Below are 16,460 nucleotides of genomic sequence, written 5' to 3'. Positions count from 1 at the left end.
CCCGGCTTGATTCGGCCCTGAGATGGGCCGGGCGGTCTGTGTCGGTTGTTCGCGGGCAATGCTCCGTGAACCGGCGACACGCCCGACCGCGTGGGTCGGAGAGGTCGGGAAACCGGCAGGTCACAGCCTCGCCTGAGGTGGTGATTGCAGCACAAGACTTACCGGCTCGGTACGAGGGAAGACGGAGACGCGGTGCCCACGATCCAGCAGCTGGTCCGAAAGGGCCGCCAGGACAAGGTGACCAAGAACAAGACGCCCGCGCTGAAGGAGAGCCCCCAGCGGCGGGGCGTCTGCACGCGCGTCTACACGACGACGCCCAAGAAGCCGAACTCCGCGCTTCGCAAGGTCGCCCGTGTCCGGCTGACCAGCGGGATTGAGGTCACGGCCTACATCCCCGGCGTCGGTCACAACCTGCAGGAGCACTCGATCGTGCTCGTGCGCGGCGGCCGTGTGAAGGACCTCCCGGGTGTTCGGTACAAGATCATCCGCGGGTCGCTCGACACCCAGGGCGTCCGCAACCGCAAGCAGGCGCGCAGCAAGTACGGCGCGAAGAAGGAGAAGAGCTGATGCCGCGCAAGGGCCCCGCTGGCAAGCGCCAGCTGATCGCTGACCCGGTGTACAACTCGCCGCTGGTCACCGCGCTCATCAACAAGATTCTCCTGGACGGCAAGCGTTCCATCGCGCAGAGCATCGTGTACGACGCCCTCGAGGGCGCCCGCGAGAAGACCGGCAACGACCCGGTCGTCACGCTGAAGCGCGCGCTCGACAACGTCAAGCCGACCCTGGAGGTCCGCAGCCGCCGCGTCGGTGGCGCGACCTACCAGGTCCCCGTCGAGGTGCGGCCGGCCCGCAGCACCACCCTCGCGCTGCGCTGGCTGGTGGTGTACGCCCGGCAGCGCCGCGAGAAGACCATGACCGAGCGGCTGATGAACGAGCTGCTCGACGCGAGCAACGGCCTCGGCGCGTCTGTCAAGAAGCGCGAGGACACCCACAAGATGGCGGAGTCCAACAAGGCCTTCGCCCACTACCGCTGGTAACCCCGGCGGGTTGAGAACGACGAGACGACGCGAGGACGCGAGGACACTGTGGCTACCAAAACCGGTGTAGACCTGGCCAAGGTCCGCAACATCGGGATCATGGCCCATATCGACGCTGGCAAGACCACGACGACCGAGCGGATCCTGTACTACACGGGCATCAGCTACAAGATCGGCGAGGTCCACGACGGCGCCGCCACCATGGACTGGATGGAGCAGGAGCAGGAGCGGGGGATCACCATCACCTCCGCCGCCACCACCTGCGAATGGCCCGTCGACGACGTCAAGCACACGATCAACATCATCGACACCCCCGGGCACGTCGACTTCACCATCGAGGTGGAGCGCAACCTGCGGGTGCTCGACGGCGCGGTCGCGGTGTTCGACGGTGTCGCCGGCGTGGAGCCGCAGTCCGAGACGGTGTGGCGCCAGGCCGACCGTTACGGCGTGCCCCGCATGTGCTTCGTCAACAAGCTCGACCGGGTCGGCGCCGAGTTCCACCGCTGCGTCGACATGATCGAGAACCGTCTCAACGCCGTCCCGCTCGTGCTGCAGCTGCCGATCGGCGCCGAGGCCGACTTCAAGGGCGTCATCGACCTGGTGAACATGAAGGCCCTCGTCTGGAACGAGGAGGCCAAGCTCGGCGAGATGTACGACACGCTCGACATCCCCGAGACGCACGCCGAGGCCGCCCGCGAGTGGCACGACAAGCTGGTCGAGACGCTCGCCGAGAACGACGACGAGATCATGGAGCTGTACCTGGAGGGCGACGAGCCCACCGTGGAGCAGCTGCACGCCGGCATCCGCCGCGCGACGATCGCCGCGAAGGTCACCCCGGTGACGTGCGGCACGGCCTTCAAGAACAAGGGCGTGCAGCCGCTGCTGGACGCGATCGTCCGCTACCTGCCGTCGCCGCTGGACGTCGAGGCCATCGAGGGCCACGCCATCCGCGACGAGGAGAAGGTGCTGTCCCGCAAGCCGAGCGAGGACGAGCCGTTCTCCGCCCTGGCGTTCAAGATCGCGACCGACCCGCACCTCGGCAAGCTCACCTTCGTGCGCGTGTACTCCGGCGTGCTGGAGTCCGGCGCGAGCGTGATGAACTCCGTCAAGGAGCGCAAGGAGCGCATCGGCAAGATCTACCGGATGCACGCCAACAAGCGCACCGAGATCGAGCGCGCGGGCGCCGGCGACATCGTCGCGGTGATGGGCCTCAAGCAGACCACCACCGGTGAGACGCTCTGCGACGACAAGGACCCGATCGTCCTGGAGTCGATGAACTTCCCGGCGCCGGTCATCCACGTCGCGATCGAGCCGAAGACCAAGGCCGACCAGCAGAAGCTGGGCACCGCGATCCAGCGGCTGGCCGAGGAGGACCCGTCCTTCCAGGTCCGCACCGAGGAGGACACCGGCCAGACCGTGATCTCCGGCATGGGCGAGCTCCACCTGGAGATCCTCGTCGACCGGATGAAGCGCGAGTTCAAGGTCGAGGCCAACGTCGGCAAGCCGCAGGTGGCCTACCGCGAGACCATCACCCGCAAGGTCGAGAAGGTCGAGTACACCCACAAGAAGCAGACGGGCGGCTCGGGCCAGTTCGGCCGCGTGATCATCGACCTGGAGCCGCTCGGCGGCGGGTCCGACGGTTACGAGTTCGAGAACAAGGTCACCGGTGGCCGCATCCCGCGGGAGTACATCCCGTCGGTCGACGCGGGCTGCCAGGAGGCCGCGGAGTTCGGTGTCCTCGCCGGCTACCCGATGGTGGGCGTCAAGGTCACTCTGCAGGACGGCGCCTACCACGAGGTCGACTCCTCGGAGATGGCGTTCAAGGTCGCCGGTTCCATGGCGTTCAAGGAGGCCGCCCGCAAGGCGTCCCCGACGCTGCTGGAGCCGATGATGGCCGTCGAGGTCACCACGCCCGAGGAGAACATGGGCGACGTGATCGGCGACCTCAACAGCCGCCGCGGCCAGGTCCAGTCCATGGACGAGCGGCACGGCATGCGCATCGTCAAGGCGCTCGTGCCGCTGTCCGAGATGTTCGGCTACGTGGGTGATCTGCGCAGCAAGACCCAGGGCCGGGCTGTCTTCACCATGCAGTTCGACTCCTACGCCGAGGTTCCGGGGAACGTCGCGCAGGAGATCATCGCCAAGGCGCGGGGCGAGTAAGCACCCGGGCCTGCCCACAGATCACACCAGACGTACATCGAAGCGGTCGTTCCAGACGGCCGAGGATCGCAACAAGGAGCAACCAGTGGCGAAGGCCAAGTTCGAGCGGACGAAGCCGCACGTGAACATCGGCACCATCGGTCACATCGACCACGGTAAGACCACGCTTACCGCGGCGATCACCAAGGTGCTCCACGACAAGTACCCGGACCTCAACCCCTTCACGCCGTTCGAGGACATCGACAAGGCGCCGGAGGAGCGCGAGCGCGGCATCACGATCTCCATCGCGCACGTCGAGTACCAGACCGAGTCCCGGCACTACGCGCACGTGGACTGCCCCGGTCACGCGGACTACATCAAGAACATGATCACCGGTGCGGCGCAGATGGACGGCGCCATCCTGGTGGTCGCCGCGACCGACGGCCCGATGCCGCAGACCAAGGAGCACGTGCTCCTGGCCCGCCAGGTCGGCGTCCCCTACATCGTCGTCGCGCTGAACAAGTGCGACATGGTGGACGACGAGGAGATCCTGGAGCTCGTCGAGCTCGAGGTCCGCGAGCTGCTGTCCGAGTACGAGTTCCCGGGCGACGACGTTCCGGTCATCCGCGTGTCCGCCTTCCAGGCGCTGCAGGGCGACGAGAAGTGGGCCGAGTCCATCGTCGAGCTGATGAACGCCGTCGACGAGAACGTGCCGGAGCCGGTGCGCGACACCGAGAAGCCGTTCCTGATGCCGATCGAGGACGTCTTCTCGATCACCGGCCGCGGCACGGTCGTCACCGGCCGCATCGAGCGCGGCGTCGTGAACGTCAACGAGGAAGTCGAGATCATCGGCATCAAGGACGCCTCGTCCAAGACGACCGTCACCGGCGTCGAGATGTTCCGCAAGCTGCTCGACCAGGGCCAGGCGGGCGACAACGTCGGCCTGCTGCTGCGCGGCATCAAGCGCGAGGACGTCGAGCGCGGCCAGTGCGTCATCAAGCCGGGCACGAACACCCCGCACACCGAGTTCGAGGCGCAGGTCTACATCCTGTCCAAGGACGAGGGCGGCCGGCACACGCCGTTCTTCAACAACTACCGTCCGCAGTTCTACTTCCGGACCACGGACGTCACCGGCGTGGTGAACCTCCCCGAGGGCACCGAGATGGTCATGCCGGGCGACAACACCGAGATGCGCGTCGAGCTGATCCAGCCCGTCGCCATGGAGGAGGGCCTGAAGTTCGCCATCCGCGAGGGTGGCCGGACCGTCGGCGCCGGTCGCGTCACCAAGGTCATCAAGTAACACCCTCTCGTAGCGCGGCGGCCCGGCCGCCCCAGGGCAACCGGGCCGCCGCCTTACGACCAGTGAAGTAAACAGCGGCACTACAGCAAAGGACACCGAGGCCACCATGGCGGGACAGAAGATCCGCATCCGGCTCAAGGCCTACGACCACGAGGTCATCGACACCTCCGCGAAGAAGATCGTTGAGACGGTGACGCGGACGGGCGCCAAGGTCGCGGGCCCGGTGCCGCTGCCGACCGAGAAGAACGTGTACTGCGTCATCCGCTCGCCGCACAAGTACAAGGACAGCCGCGAGCACTTCGAGATGCGCACGCACAAGCGGTTGATCGACATCATCGACCCGACGCCCAAGACGGTCGACTCGCTGATGCGGCTCGACCTTCCGGCCGGCGTTGACATCGAGATCAAGCTCTGAGGGACGCATCGGAAATGAGCACGCAGAGGAAGGGCGTCCTGGGCGAGAAGCTCGGCATGACCCAGGTCTTCGACGATGAGGGCCGGATCGTTCCGGTGACCGTCGTCCAGGCCGGGCCGTGTGTCGTCACGCAGCTCCGCACCCAGGAGAAGGACGGCTACACCGCCGTCCAGATCGGGTACGGGCAGATCGACCCGCGCAAGGTGAACAAGCCGCGCACGGGCCACTTCGAGAAGGCCGGCGTCACGCCGCGCCGCTACCTCGTCGAGCTGCGCTCCGACGACACCACCGAGTTCGAACTCGGCCAGGAGATCACCGCTGGCGTCTTCGAGGCCGGCCAGAAGATCGACGTCACCGGCACGAGCAAGGGCAAGGGCACCGCCGGTGTCATGAAGCGCCACGGCTTCAAGGGCCTCGGCGCCTCGCACGGCACCCAGCGCAAGCACCGCTCGCCGGGCTCGATCGGCGGCTGCGCGACCCCGGGTCGCGTCTTCAAGGGCCTCCGCATGGCGGGACGGCACGGCAACGCCCGTACCACCGTGCAGAACCTGACCGTCCACGCCGTCGACGCGGAGAAGAACCTGCTGCTCATCAAGGGCGCGGTTCCCGGTCCCAACGGCGGCGTGGTGCTGGTCCGCGACGCAGTGAAGGGGACGGGCAAGTGACCTCCAAGCTCGACATCGACCTGCCCGCCGAGGTCTTCGACGCGAAGACCAGCGTGCCGCTGATCCACCAGGTCGTGGTGGCGCAGCTGGCCGCGGCGCGGCAGGGCACGCACGCCACGAAGACCCGCGGCGCCGTGTCCGGCGGCGGCAAGAAGCCGTACCGGCAGAAGGGCACCGGCCGCGCCCGCCAGGGCTCGACCCGCGCGCCCCAGTTCGCCGGCGGCGGCACGGTGCACGGCCCGCAGCCGCGGGACTACTCGCAGCGGACGCCCAAGAAGATGAAGGCCGCCGCGCTGCGCGGCGCCCTGTCGGACCGCGCCCGCTACGGCCGGGTGCACGTCGTCGACCACATCATCGAGGGCGACACCCCGAAGACGAAGACGGCGCTGACGGCGCTGCGCTCGGTCACCGAGGCCAAGCGCGTCCTGCTGGTCCTGGACCGCGAGGACGAGCTGACCTGGAAGAGCCTGCGCAACGAGCCGAGCGTGCACGTTCTCGTCTCCGACCAGCTCAACACCTACGACGTGCTGGTGAACGATGACGTCGTCTTCACGCAGAAGGCGTACGACGAGTTCATCTCGCGCGCGGCGAAGAAGTAAGGAGGGCGGCACCAGTGAACAAGATCGCCGACCCCCGCGACGTCATCATCGCGCCGGTCGTCTCGGAGAAGAGCTACGGGCTGCTGGACGAGAACAAGTACACGTTCGTCGTCCGCACCGACGCCAACAAGACGCAGATCAAGCAGGCCGTCGAGTCGGTGTTCGGCGTCAAGGTGACGAACGTGAACACGCTCAACCGGCCCGGCAAGCGCAAGCGCACCCGGTTCGGCTACGGCAAGCGCAAGGACACCAAGCGCGCCATCGTCAGCCTCGCCGAGGGCGAGCGGATCGACATCTTCGGCGGCCCGGCCTAACCGGCCAGGGTCCCGAAGACTGAAATAGGGATGAACGAAAAAGATGGGCATCCGTAACTACAAGCCGACGACTCCGGGTCGTCGCGGCTCCAGCGTGGCCGACTTCGTCGAGGTCACGCGCAGCGAGCCGGAGAAGTCGCTGCTGCGTCCGCTCCCCAAGAAGGGCGGCCGCAACAACCACGGCCGCATCACGACCCGGCACCAGGGCGGCGGCCACAAGCGCGCGTACCGCGTGATCGACTTCCGCCGGCACGACAAGGACGGCGTCCCGGCGAAGGTCGCGCACATCGAGTACGACCCGAACCGCACCGCCCGCATCGCGCTGCTGCACTACGCCGACGGCGAGAAGCGCTACATCCTCGCGCCGCGGAACCTGCGCCAGGGCGACCGCGTCGAGAACGGGCCGGGCGCGGACATCAAGCCGGGCAACTGCCTGCCGCTGCGCAACATCCCGACGGGTACCGTCATCCACGCCATCGAGCTGCGGCCCGGCGGCGGCGCCAAGATCGCCCGCTCCGCGGGCGCCGGCGTCCAGCTGCTGGCCAAGGAGGGCAAGTACGCCACGCTGCGCATGCCCTCGGGCGAGATGCGGATGGTGGACGTGCGCTGCCGCGCGACGGTCGGCGAGGTCGGCAACGCCGAGCAGTCGAACATCAACTGGGGCAAGGCCGGCCGGATGCGGTGGAAGGGCAAGCGCCCGACCGTCCGCGGCGTGGCCATGAACCCGATCGACCACCCGCACGGTGGTGGTGAGGGCAAGACCTCCGGTGGCCGGCACCCGGTGAACCCGAACGGTAAGAAGGAAGGCCGCACTCGCCAGGCGAACAAGTCGAGCGACCGGCTGATCGTCCGTCGTCGCAGCAAGAAGAAGCGGTAGGAGTCGCTCGTCATGCCACGTAGCCTTAAGAAGGGTCCCTTCGTGGACGACCACCTGATGAAGAAGGTGGACGTCCAGAACGAGAAGGGCACCAAGAACGTCATCAAGACGTGGTCCCGGCGCTCCATGATCGTGCCGGACATGATCGGTCACACGATCGCCGTGCACGACGGCCGCAAGCACGTGCCGGTGTTCATCACCGACGCCATGGTGGGGCACAAGCTCGGCGAGTTCGCGCCGACGCGGACGTTCCGCAGCCACGTCAAGGAAGACCGTCGCAGCCGTCGCGGCTGAGCGGGCAGTCTGTAGGAGAGAGGGAACAGCGATGGAAGCCAGGGCCCAGGCGCGGTTCATCCGCGTCACGCCCATGAAGGCCCGCCGCGTGGTGGACCTCATCCGCGGCCTGCCTGCCGCGGAGGCGCAGGCGGTGCTGCGGTTCGCCCCCCAGGCCGCCAGTGAGCCGGTGGGCAAGGTGCTGGCCAGTGCCATTGCCAACGCCGAGCACAACTTCAAGCTCGACACGGGCACGCTCGTCGTGAGCGGCGCGTGGGTCGACGAGGGGCCGACGCTGAAGCGTTTCCGCCCCCGCGCCCAGGGTCGGGCCTACCGCATCAACAAGCGCACGAGCCACATCACCGTGGTCGTCGCCCCGAAGGACGAAGTCGCTTCGGCCGGCGGTAAGAAGACGAGGAGGGCCCGGTAGTGGGTCAGAAGATCAACCCGCACGGGTTCCGCCTGGGCGTCACCACCGACCACAAGAGCGTGTGGTTCGCCGACAAGCTCTACAAGGACTACGTCAAGGAAGACGTCCAGATCCGGCGCATGCTGCAGAAGGGCATGGACCGGGCGGGCATCTCCAAGGTGGAGATCGAGCGGACCCGTGACCGTGTCGAGGTCAACATCCACACCGCCCGGCCGGGCATCGTCATCGGCCGCCGCGGCGCGGAGGCCGAGCGCCTCCGGGGCGACCTGGAGAAGCTGACCGGCAAGCAGGTCCGGCTGAACATCCTCGAGGTGAAGAACCCCGAGATCGACGCGCAGCTCGTCGCGCAGGGCGTGGCCGAGCAGCTGTCCAGCCGGGTCGCGTTCCGCCGCGCCATGCGCAAGGCGATCCAGTCGGCGATGAAGTCCGGCGCCAAGGGCATCAAGGTGCAGTGCGGCGGCCGTCTCGGCGGCGCCGAGATGTCGCGGTCGGAGTTCTACCGCGAGGGCCAGGTCCCGCTGCACACGCTGCGCGCCGACATCGACTACGGGTTCTACGAGGCCCGGACGACGTTCGGCCGCATCGGCGTGAAGGTGTGGATCTACAAGGGCGAGGCCGCGCAGACCCGCGCCGAGCGCGAGCAGCAGGCCGCGCAGCAGCGCGCGGCGGGCGGCGGCGGCCGTGAGCGCCGCGGCGGCGACCGCCGTGGCGGCGGGCGCGGCGGCCGCGGCGGACGCGGCGGCGAGCGCGGCGGTGCCCGCGGCGGCGAGGCCCGCGGCGGCAACGAGGCGCCGAAGCAGCAGCAGAGTTCCGAGCAGCCGGCGCAGACGGCCGACGCTGCTCCGCAGGGTGAGGGGAGCTGAGTAACCCATGCTGATCCCTCGCAAGGTCAAGCACCGCAAGCAGCACCACCCGAAGCGCCGCGGCATGGCCAAGGGCGGCACCAAGGTGACGTTCGGCGAGTACGGCATCCAGGCGGTCGAGGCCGCCTACGTGACGAACCGGCAGATCGAGGCCGCGCGTATCGCGATGACCCGCCACATCAAGCGTGGCGGCAAGGTCTGGATCAACATCTTCCCGGACCGTCCGCTGACCAAGAAGCCGGCCGAGACCCGGATGGGCTCCGGCAAGGGCTCCGTGGAGTGGTGGGTCGCGAACGTCAAGCCGGGCCGCGTGCTGTTCGAGATCTCCTACCCGAACGAGCAGATCGCCCGCGAGGCGCTGACCCGCGCGATCCACAAGCTTCCCATGAAGTGCAAGATCGTTAAGCGAGAGGTGGGTGAGTCCTGATGGCCAAGGGTCTTACCGCCGACGACCTGCGGACCGAGCCCGAGGACGTTCTGGTCACCAAGCTGAAGGAGGCGAAGGAGGAGCTGTTCAACCTCCGCTTCCAGGCCGCGACCGGCCAGCTTGAGAGCCACGGGCGGCTGCGCACCGTCAAGCGCGAGATCGCCCGCATCTACACCGTGATGCGGGAGCGCGAGCTCGGCATCGTCACGGTCGCCGAGGACGCCGTGGAGGGCACCGAATGACCGAGCAGACGCAGGCGCGGAGCAGCCGCAAGGTCCTGGAGGGCCTGGTGGTCAGCGACAAGATGGACAAGACCGTGGTCGTGTCCGTCGAGGACCGCGTGAAGCACGCCAAGTACCACAAGGTCATCCGCCGGACGAAGAACTACAAGGCGCACGACGAGGCCAACGAGTGTGGCGTCGGCGACCGCGTCCGTCTCATGGAGACCCGCCCGCTGTCGGCGAGCAAGCGCTGGCGCGTGGTGGAGATCCTCGAGAAGGCCAAGTAGGAGCCGAAAGGCCCCCGCGGGACGCGAGTCCCGCATTGAACACCGATGGTTCCACCAGGCTCCTCGGACCAGGTCCGGGAGAGAACCGGTGTGACGAACAGGAGTTGACGTGATCCAGCAGGAGTCGCGACTCAAGGTCGCCGACAACACGGGTGCGAAGGAGATCCTTTGCATCCGCGTTCTCGGCGGCTCGGGTCGGCGCTACGCGGGAGTCGGCGACATCATCGTCGCGACGGTGAAGGACGCCCTTCCCGGCGCGGGCGTGAAGAAGGGTGACGTCGTCAAGGCGGTCGTCGTGCGCACCCGCAAGGAGCGCCGGCGCCCGGACGGCTCCTACATCCGCTTCGACGAGAACGCCGCCGTCCTGATCAAGGACGGCGGGGACCCCCGCGGCACCCGCATCTTCGGTCCGGTGGGCCGCGAACTGCGCGAGAAGAAGTTCATGCGCATCATCTCGCTCGCGCCGGAGGTGCTGTGATGAAGATCCGCAAGGGCGACGAGGTCGTCGTCATCGCCGGCAAGGACAAGGGCGCCACGGGCAAGGTCCTGCGCGTCCTCCCGCGCGAGGACCGCGTGGTCGTCGAGGGCGTCAACCTCATCACCAAGAACATCAAGGCCGACCAGCAGCGTGCCGGCAAGGAGAGCGGCCGCGTGACGGTCGAGGCGCCGCTGCACGTCAGCAACGTCGCGCTCGCCGAGGACGGCAAGCCGGTCCGGGTCGGCTACCGCATCAACGAGGACGGCACGAAGGTCCGGATCTCGCGCCGTAGCGGTAAGGAGATCTGAGACCGATGACCGAGACCGTCACCGAGCGTCCCGTCCCGCAGCCGAGGCTCAAGCTCCGCTACCGCGAGGAGATCGCGAAGCAGATGCAGGAGCAGTTCGGCTACGCCAACGTCATGCAGATCCCCGGGCTGACCAAGATCGTGGTCAACATGGGCGTCGGCGACGCGGCGAAGGACGCGAAGCTGATCGAGGGCGCGATCCGCGACCTCTCCCAGATCACCGGGCAGAAGCCGGCCGTGAACCGGGCCCGCAAGTCGATCGCGCAGTTCAAGCTGCGCGAGGGCATGCCGATCGGCGCGCACGCGACGCTGCGCGGCGACCGGATGTGGGAGTTCCTCGACCGGCTCCTCGCCACCGCGCTGCCCCGCATCCGTGACTTCCGCGGCCTGTCGCCGAAGCAGTTCGACGGCAACGGCAACTACACCTTCGGGCTGACCGAGCAGGTCATGTTCCACGAGGTCGACCCGGACAAGATCGACCGGACGCGGGGCATGGACATCACGGTCGTGACGACCGCGAAGACCGACGACGAGGGCCGGGCGCTGCTCAAGCTCCTGGGCTTCCCCTTCAAGGAGAACTGAGCAGATGGCGAAGAAGTCGCTGATCGCCAAGGCGGCGCGGAAGCCGAAGTTCGGCGTGCGCGCGTACACTCGTTGCTCGCGCTGCGGGCGCCCGCGCTCCGTCTACCGGAAGTTCGGCCTGTGCCGCGTGTGCTTCCGGGAGATGGCCCACCGCGGCGAGCTGCCGGGCATCACCAAGTCCAGCTGGTAGGAGCCTCCCCCCGGCGACGGGGGGAGCCCGCCGGCGTGTATCAACCACCGGGCATCCGCACGGGTGCCCACGACCACGCCAAAGGTCCACGGGACGACATCACCCCGAGGAAACCGTGGCGAGGGAGGGCCAGCAGGCCATGACGATGACCGACCCGATCGCAGACATGCTGACGCGTCTGCGCAACGCGAATTCGGCGTACCACGACTCGGTGGCGATGCCGTACTCGAAGATCAAGGCGCACATCGCCGAGATCCTCCAGCAGGAGGGCTACATCTCGGGCTGGACCGTGGAGGACGCCGAGGTCGGCAAGAAGCTCACCATCGAGCTGAAGTTCGGTCCGACCCGCGAGCGTTCGATCGCCGGCATCAAGCGCGTCTCGAAGCCGGGTCTGCGCGTGTACGCGAAGAAGGACAACCTGCCGAAGGTGCTGGGCGGGCTGGGCGTCGCGATCATCTCGACGTCCTCCGGCCTGATGACCGACCGGCAGGCGGGCAAGCGCGGCGTGGGCGGCGAAGTCCTCGCCTACGTCTGGTGAGGGGAGGGCTCTAACAATGTCGCGAATCGGACGTCTCCCCATCACCGTGCCCAGCGGCGTCGAGGTCAGGCTCGACGGCCGGGAGGTCACCGTCAAGGGGCCGAAGGGCACGCTGTCGCACACCGTGGCCGAGCCGATCGAGGTTCGGCTGGAGGACGGCCAGGTCACCGTGACCCGGCCGAACGACATCAACACGGTGCGGGCGCTGCACGGGCTCACCCGCTCGCTGATCAACAACATGGTCGTCGGTGTCACCGAGGGCTACAAGAAGACCCTGGTCATCCAGGGCGTCGGTTACCGTGTGGTGGCCAAGGGCAAGAATCTCGAGTTCTCGCTCGGCTACAGCCACCCGATCACGGTCGAGCCCCCGGAGGGCATCACCTTCACGGTGGAGCGGCCGACCCAGCTGACGGTCGAGGGCATCGACAAGCAGAAGGTCGGCGAGATCGCCGCGAACATCCGCAAGCTGCGCAAGCCCGACCCGTACAAGGGCAAGGGCGTGCGGTACGAGGGCGAGCAGATCCGCCGCAAGGTCGGAAAGGCTGGTAAGTAGTCATGGCAGGCACCAAGGCCCTGGCCGCCAAGGCCACGTCGGCGCGGGCCAAGTCCCGCAAGCGCCGGCACCTGCGGGTCCGGAAGAAGGTCGTGGGCAGCGCCGCGCGTCCTCGCCTGGTCGTGACCCGCTCCACCAAGCACGTGTTCGTCCAGGTCATCGACGACAGCAAGGGCCACACGCTGGCCTACGCGTCGACGATGGAGGCGGACCTGCGCGCCGACTCCGGCGACAAGACGGCCAAGTCCCGCAAGGTCGGCGAGCTCGTCGCCCGGCGGGCCAAGGAGGCCGGCGTCTCCGCGGTCGTGTTCGACCGCGGCGGCAACAAGTACCACGGCCGCATCGCCGCTGTCGCGGACGGTGCGCGCGAGGGGGGCCTGGAGCTCTGATGGCCCTTTCCAAGGCAAACGAGAGGAACCACTGATGGCAGCGCAGAGGCGTGGTGGCGGTCAGGGTGGCGACCGTCGCGACGGCCGCCGCGACGACCGCCGCGGTGGCGCCGACAAGGGCCAGTCGTACATCGAGAAGGTCGTGGCGATCAACCGCGTCGCCAAGGTCGTCAAGGGTGGACGGCGCTTCAGCTTCACCGCCCTGGTGATCGTCGGTGACGGCAACGGCACCGTCGGCGTCGGCTACGGCAAGGCCAAGGAGGTGCCCGCGGCGATCGCCAAGGGCGTCGAGGAGGCCAAGAAGCACTTCTTCAAGGTGCCGCGGATCCAGGGCACCATCCCGCACCTGGTGCAGGCGCGGGACGCGGCGGGCGAGGTCCTGCTGCGGCCGGCCGCCCCCGGTACCGGCGTGATCGCCGGTGGCCCGGTGCGCGCGGTGCTGGAGTGCGCGGGCATCCACGACGTGCTGAGCAAGTCGCTGGGCAGTGACAACGCGATCAACATCGTGCACGCCACGATCGCGGGGCTGAAGTCGCTGAAGCGTCCGGAGGAGATCGCGGCCAAGCGCGGCCTGCCGATCGAGGACGTCGCCCCGGCGGCCATGCTGCGCGCTCGCGCGGCGGGCAGCGAGCCGAGGGCGGAGGCCGCGACCTCATGAGCAACCTGAAGATCACGCAGACCAAGTCCGTGATCAGCGAGAAGCAGAACCAGCGTGACACGCTGCGCACCCTCGGCCTGAAGAAGATCGGGCAGAGCGTCGTCCGCGAGGACCGCCCCGAGGTGCTCGGCATGATCCGGACGGTGGCGCACCTGGTCACCGTCGAGGAGGTCGACTGACATGGCCGCCGATCTGGAGAAGGACGGCACGCCGCTCAAGATCCACGACCTGCGTCCGGCCCCCGGCGCCAACAAGGCCAAGATCCGCAAGGGTCGCGGCGAGGCGTCCAAGGGCAAGACGGCGGGCCGCGGCACCAAGGGCACCAAGGCCCGCAGCACGGTGCCGGTCGGGTTCGAGGGCGGCCAGATGCCGCTGATCCGCCGGGTGCCGAAGCTGAAGGGCTTCAAGAACCCGAACCGGGTCGAGTTCCAGGTGGTGAACCTGGACAAGCTCGCCGCGCTCTACCCCGAGGGCGGCGAGGTCACCGCGGAGGACCTCGCGGCCAAGGGCGCGGTGCGCCGCGGCCGTCCGGTGAAGGTCCTCGGCACCGGCGAGATCTCGGTGGCCGTGCAGGTGAAGGCGCACGCCTTCTCCGGCGCCGCCAAGGAGAAGATCGCCGCCGCCGGCGGGACCGCCGACGAGCTGTAAGGCGACACCTTCGATGCCGGGGCCGTCTTCGCCTTGCGCCGCGGGCCGTAGGGCCCGCGGGGCGGGCGGGGCGGCCCCGGTCTCATCTGCTGTTAGAGTCACACCGGCGGAGGCGACGCGCGTGAGATTCCCCACGATCTTCGTTTCCGCCGGATCCCATGGACCTGTAACCGGCCCCTCGGCGGCCATGTTCTCGCCAGTCGCGCAGGAGGAATGGTGCTGACCGCGTTCACTCGGGCTTTCCGTACGCCCGACCTGCGTAAGAAGCTGTTGTTCACGTTGTTCATGATCCTGGTGTTCCGGATCGGGGCGACCCTTCCGGCGCCGAACGTGAACGTGAGCGTGCTGAAGTCGACCGCGGACGCGGCGAAGAAGAGCAACCAGCTGTACGGCCTCGTCGACCTGTTCAGCGGCGGGGCGCTGCTGAAGCTGTCGGTGTTCGCGCTGGGGATCATGCCGTACATCACGGCGAGCATCATCCTGCAGCTGCTGACGGTGGTGATCCCGCGGCTGGAGGCCCTGAAGAAGGAGGGCCAGGCCGGCACGACGAAGATCACCCAGTACACCCGGTACCTGACGGTGGGGCTGGCGATCCTGCAGGCGACCGGCGTGGTGGCGATGGCCAGCACGGGGCAGCTGTTCCAGGGCCAGTCGGGCAGTGACAACATCCTGTACGACACCGGCGTGTTCCCGATCATCACCATGGTGATCACGATGGTGGCGGGCACCACGGTGATCATGTGGCTGGGCGAGCTGGTGACCGACCGCGGCGTCGGCAACGGCATGTCGATCCTGATCTTCACGCAGGTGGTGGCGGTCTTCCCGTCCCAGTTCTGGAGCATCTACAAGGCCAAGAACGGGTTCGTCTTCGCGCTGGTGATCATCGTCGGTCTGGCGATCATGGCGGGCGTGGTCTTCGTCGAGCAGGCGCAGCGCCGGATCCCGGTGCAGTACGCCAAGCGGATGGTGGGCCGGCGGATGTACGGCGGCACGTCGACCTACATCCCGCTGAAGGTGAACCAGGCGGGCATCATCCCGGTGATCTTCGCCTCATCGCTGCTGTACCTGCCGGTGCTCGCGACGCAGCTGTGGCCGAACACGAAGTGGCTGCAGAAGGTGCAGCCCTACCTCCAGCAGGACAATCCCTGGCACATGGGGATCTTCTTCGTCTTCATCATCTTCTTCACCTACTTCTACGTGGCGATCACGTTCAACCCCACTGAAGTGGCCGACAACATGAAGAAGTATGGTGGATTCATCCCAGGTATCCGTCCTGGCCGGCCGACCGCCGAGTACCTCGACTACGTGCTGACCCGGATCACCACACCCGGTGCGCTTTACCTGGGGCTCGTCGCCCTGATCCCCATGGTGGCGTTCGCACTCCTGAACGCGACCCAGAACTTCCCCTTCGGCGGCACGAGCATCCTCATCGTCGTCGGCGTCGGACTGGATACCGTGAAGCAGATCGAGAGTCAGCTACAGCAGCGCAACTACGAGGGCTTCCTCCGGTAGTGCGTATCGTGCTGGTGGGCCCCCCTGGAGCGGGCAAGGGGACGCAGGCCCAGTTCATCGCATCTCATCTGTCCATCCCGAAGATCTCGACAGGTGACATCTTCCGCGCCAACGTGAGCGGCGGCACCGAACTCGGCCGGCAGGCCAAGGAGTACATGGACCGCGGCGACCTCGTCCCCGACGAGGTGACGATCGCGATGGTGCGCGACCGGCTGGCCGAGGACGACGCGCGCGACGGGTTCCTGCTCGACGGGTTCCCGCGCAACGTCCCGCAGGCCGAGACGCTGAAGAAGATCCTCGCCGAGTGGGACACCCGCCTGGACATCGTCCTGGAACTGGTCGTCGACGAGGACGAGGTCGTCCGGCGGCTGTCGGGCCGGCGCACCTGCGACAAGTGCGGCCGGATCTGGCACGTCGACTTCGACGACAAGCAGGACGACATCTGCGACGACTGCGGCGGGCGGCTCTTCCAGCGCGACGACGACAAGGAAGAGGTCGTCATGCACCGCCTGGAGGTGTACCGGCACGACACGGCGCCGCTGGTGCAGTTCTACGCCGACGAGAACATCCTCGTCGGGATCGACGCCACCGGGCCGGTCGAGGAGGTCACCAAGCGCGCCCTCACCGCGCTGCGTCCCCTGGAGCGGGACTGAGGGACCGGGCTGGGAACCGGCCGGGCCGTGCAAGACGGGTCCCGGACCGGGTATGGACGGTGTTGTGACGCCGGGGCCGCTTCGGAGCGGTCCCGGCGATCTTCG

General features: G+C 67.9%; 27 protein-coding genes. All 27 read left to right on the top strand.

The window, feature by feature from the left end; genetic code table 11:
• Nucleotides 1-192 precede the first annotated feature (192 nt).
• The 27 genes from rpsL (at nt 193) to AB0C78_RS14585 (ending at nt 16,355) form a co-directional block, all read left to right on the top strand.
• Complete coding sequence (gene rpsL / locus AB0C78_RS14715) at nt 193-567, top strand: 30S ribosomal protein S12 (RefSeq protein WP_030176166.1); 375 nt, start codon at nt 193-195, stop codon at nt 565-567.
• Nucleotides 567-1,037: a 30S ribosomal protein S7 gene (rpsG, locus tag AB0C78_RS14710; RefSeq protein ID WP_021597494.1), complete on the top strand. Its 471-nt coding sequence runs from the start codon at nt 567-569 to the stop codon at nt 1,035-1,037. The genes rpsL and rpsG overlap by 1 nt, the downstream gene beginning before the upstream one ends.
• A 48-nt stretch (nt 1,038-1,085) precedes the next feature.
• Nucleotides 1,086-3,197, top strand: coding sequence for an elongation factor G (gene fusA, locus AB0C78_RS14705; RefSeq protein ID WP_151543202.1), 2,112 nt, complete (start codon nt 1,086-1,088; stop codon nt 3,195-3,197).
• 85 nt (nt 3,198-3,282) lie between these two features.
• The gene (tuf, locus tag AB0C78_RS14700; protein WP_360747029.1) at nt 3,283-4,476 is read left to right on the top strand and encodes an elongation factor Tu; all 1,194 of its coding nucleotides are present in this window, start codon (nt 3,283-3,285) and stop codon (nt 4,474-4,476) included.
• 106 nt (nt 4,477-4,582) lie between these two features.
• A complete protein-coding gene (rpsJ, locus tag AB0C78_RS14695) occupies nt 4,583-4,891 on the top strand; it encodes a 30S ribosomal protein S10 (RefSeq protein WP_018657599.1) in 309 nt (102 codons plus the stop codon).
• Nucleotides 4,892-4,905: 14 nt separating this feature from the next.
• Nucleotides 4,906-5,556 carry a 50S ribosomal protein L3 gene (gene rplC / locus AB0C78_RS14690; protein WP_151543204.1) on the top strand — a complete coding sequence of 217 codons (651 nt, stop codon included), beginning with the start codon at nt 4,906-4,908 and terminating at the stop codon, nt 5,554-5,556.
• Nucleotides 5,553-6,155 carry a 50S ribosomal protein L4 gene (gene rplD, locus AB0C78_RS14685; protein ID WP_151543205.1) on the top strand — a complete coding sequence of 201 codons (603 nt, stop codon included), beginning with the start codon at nt 5,553-5,555 and terminating at the stop codon, nt 6,153-6,155. The genes rplC and rplD overlap by 4 nt, the downstream gene beginning before the upstream one ends.
• A gap of 14 nt (nt 6,156-6,169) precedes the next feature.
• Nucleotides 6,170-6,469, top strand: a complete 300-nt coding sequence (gene rplW, locus AB0C78_RS14680) for a 50S ribosomal protein L23 (RefSeq protein ID WP_151543206.1) — start codon at nt 6,170-6,172, stop codon at nt 6,467-6,469.
• A gap of 43 nt (nt 6,470-6,512) precedes the next feature.
• Entirely contained in the window at nt 6,513-7,346 is an 834-nt protein-coding gene (gene rplB / locus AB0C78_RS14675; RefSeq protein ID WP_151543207.1) for a 50S ribosomal protein L2, read from the top strand.
• A gap of 12 nt (nt 7,347-7,358) precedes the next feature.
• Nucleotides 7,359-7,640 carry a 30S ribosomal protein S19 gene (gene rpsS, locus AB0C78_RS14670; RefSeq protein ID WP_067807019.1) on the top strand — a complete coding sequence of 94 codons (282 nt, stop codon included), beginning with the start codon at nt 7,359-7,361 and terminating at the stop codon, nt 7,638-7,640.
• Between the two features lie 31 nt (nt 7,641-7,671).
• Nucleotides 7,672-8,049, top strand: a complete 378-nt coding sequence (gene rplV / locus AB0C78_RS14665; RefSeq protein WP_151543208.1) for a 50S ribosomal protein L22 — start codon at nt 7,672-7,674, stop codon at nt 8,047-8,049.
• Nucleotides 8,049-8,912 (top strand): 30S ribosomal protein S3, encoded by an 864-nt coding sequence (gene rpsC / locus AB0C78_RS14660; protein ID WP_360747022.1) that lies wholly within the window; start codon nt 8,049-8,051, stop codon nt 8,910-8,912. The genes rplV and rpsC overlap by 1 nt, the downstream gene beginning before the upstream one ends.
• A gap of 7 nt (nt 8,913-8,919) precedes the next feature.
• The gene (gene rplP / locus AB0C78_RS14655; protein ID WP_067806120.1) at nt 8,920-9,339 is read left to right on the top strand and encodes a 50S ribosomal protein L16; all 420 of its coding nucleotides are present in this window, start codon (nt 8,920-8,922) and stop codon (nt 9,337-9,339) included.
• Nucleotides 9,339-9,581, top strand: coding sequence for a 50S ribosomal protein L29 (gene rpmC / locus AB0C78_RS14650; protein WP_151545534.1), 243 nt, complete (start codon nt 9,339-9,341; stop codon nt 9,579-9,581). Before rplP ends, rpmC begins: the two co-directional genes overlap by 1 nt.
• A complete protein-coding gene (gene rpsQ, locus AB0C78_RS14645; RefSeq protein ID WP_151545533.1) occupies nt 9,578-9,847 on the top strand; it encodes a 30S ribosomal protein S17 in 270 nt (89 codons plus the stop codon). Before rpmC ends, rpsQ begins: the two co-directional genes overlap by 4 nt.
• Before the next feature lie 109 nt (nt 9,848-9,956).
• Entirely contained in the window at nt 9,957-10,325 is a 369-nt protein-coding gene (gene rplN, locus AB0C78_RS14640; RefSeq protein ID WP_021596728.1) for a 50S ribosomal protein L14, read from the top strand.
• Nucleotides 10,325-10,633, top strand: a complete 309-nt coding sequence (gene rplX / locus AB0C78_RS14635; protein WP_151545532.1) for a 50S ribosomal protein L24 — start codon at nt 10,325-10,327, stop codon at nt 10,631-10,633. The genes rplN and rplX overlap by 1 nt, the downstream gene beginning before the upstream one ends.
• Before the next feature lie 5 nt (nt 10,634-10,638).
• Complete coding sequence (gene rplE / locus AB0C78_RS14630; protein WP_151545531.1) at nt 10,639-11,214, top strand: 50S ribosomal protein L5; 576 nt, start codon at nt 10,639-10,641, stop codon at nt 11,212-11,214.
• Nucleotides 11,215-11,218: 4 nt separating this feature from the next.
• A complete protein-coding gene (locus tag AB0C78_RS14625) occupies nt 11,219-11,404 on the top strand; it encodes a type Z 30S ribosomal protein S14 (protein WP_018657585.1) in 186 nt (61 codons plus the stop codon).
• 139 nt (nt 11,405-11,543) lie between these two features.
• Nucleotides 11,544-11,942: a 30S ribosomal protein S8 gene (rpsH, locus tag AB0C78_RS14620; protein WP_151545530.1), complete on the top strand. Its 399-nt coding sequence runs from the start codon at nt 11,544-11,546 to the stop codon at nt 11,940-11,942.
• Between the two features lie 16 nt (nt 11,943-11,958).
• A complete protein-coding gene (gene rplF / locus AB0C78_RS14615; protein WP_151545529.1) occupies nt 11,959-12,495 on the top strand; it encodes a 50S ribosomal protein L6 in 537 nt (178 codons plus the stop codon).
• A gap of 2 nt (nt 12,496-12,497) precedes the next feature.
• Nucleotides 12,498-12,884, top strand: coding sequence for a 50S ribosomal protein L18 (gene rplR, locus AB0C78_RS14610; RefSeq protein ID WP_151545528.1), 387 nt, complete (start codon nt 12,498-12,500; stop codon nt 12,882-12,884).
• 31 nt (nt 12,885-12,915) lie between these two features.
• The gene (gene rpsE / locus AB0C78_RS14605; protein ID WP_151545537.1) at nt 12,916-13,542 is read left to right on the top strand and encodes a 30S ribosomal protein S5; all 627 of its coding nucleotides are present in this window, start codon (nt 12,916-12,918) and stop codon (nt 13,540-13,542) included.
• Nucleotides 13,539-13,721: a 50S ribosomal protein L30 gene (gene rpmD / locus AB0C78_RS14600; protein ID WP_021596720.1), complete on the top strand. Its 183-nt coding sequence runs from the start codon at nt 13,539-13,541 to the stop codon at nt 13,719-13,721. The genes rpsE and rpmD overlap by 4 nt, the downstream gene beginning before the upstream one ends.
• Before the next feature lies 1 nt (nt 13,722).
• Nucleotides 13,723-14,190: a 50S ribosomal protein L15 gene (rplO, locus tag AB0C78_RS14595; protein WP_151545527.1), complete on the top strand. Its 468-nt coding sequence runs from the start codon at nt 13,723-13,725 to the stop codon at nt 14,188-14,190.
• 216 nt (nt 14,191-14,406) lie between these two features.
• Nucleotides 14,407-15,702: a preprotein translocase subunit SecY gene (secY, locus tag AB0C78_RS14590; RefSeq protein WP_360747075.1), complete on the top strand. Its 1,296-nt coding sequence runs from the start codon at nt 14,407-14,409 to the stop codon at nt 15,700-15,702.
• Entirely contained in the window at nt 15,702-16,355 is a 654-nt protein-coding gene (locus AB0C78_RS14585; protein WP_151545526.1) for an adenylate kinase, read from the top strand. The genes secY and AB0C78_RS14585 overlap by 1 nt, the downstream gene beginning before the upstream one ends.
• The last annotated feature ends 105 nt before the right edge of the window (nt 16,356-16,460 follow it).

Source organism: Actinomadura sp. NPDC048394 (assembly GCF_040651755.1).
GTDB classification, from domain to species: Bacteria; Actinomycetota; Actinomycetes; order Streptosporangiales; family Streptosporangiaceae; genus Spirillospora; species Spirillospora montaniterrae.
Note: the sequence above shows the minus strand (reverse complement) of the source record. Positions and strands in the feature narration are given on the sequence as shown.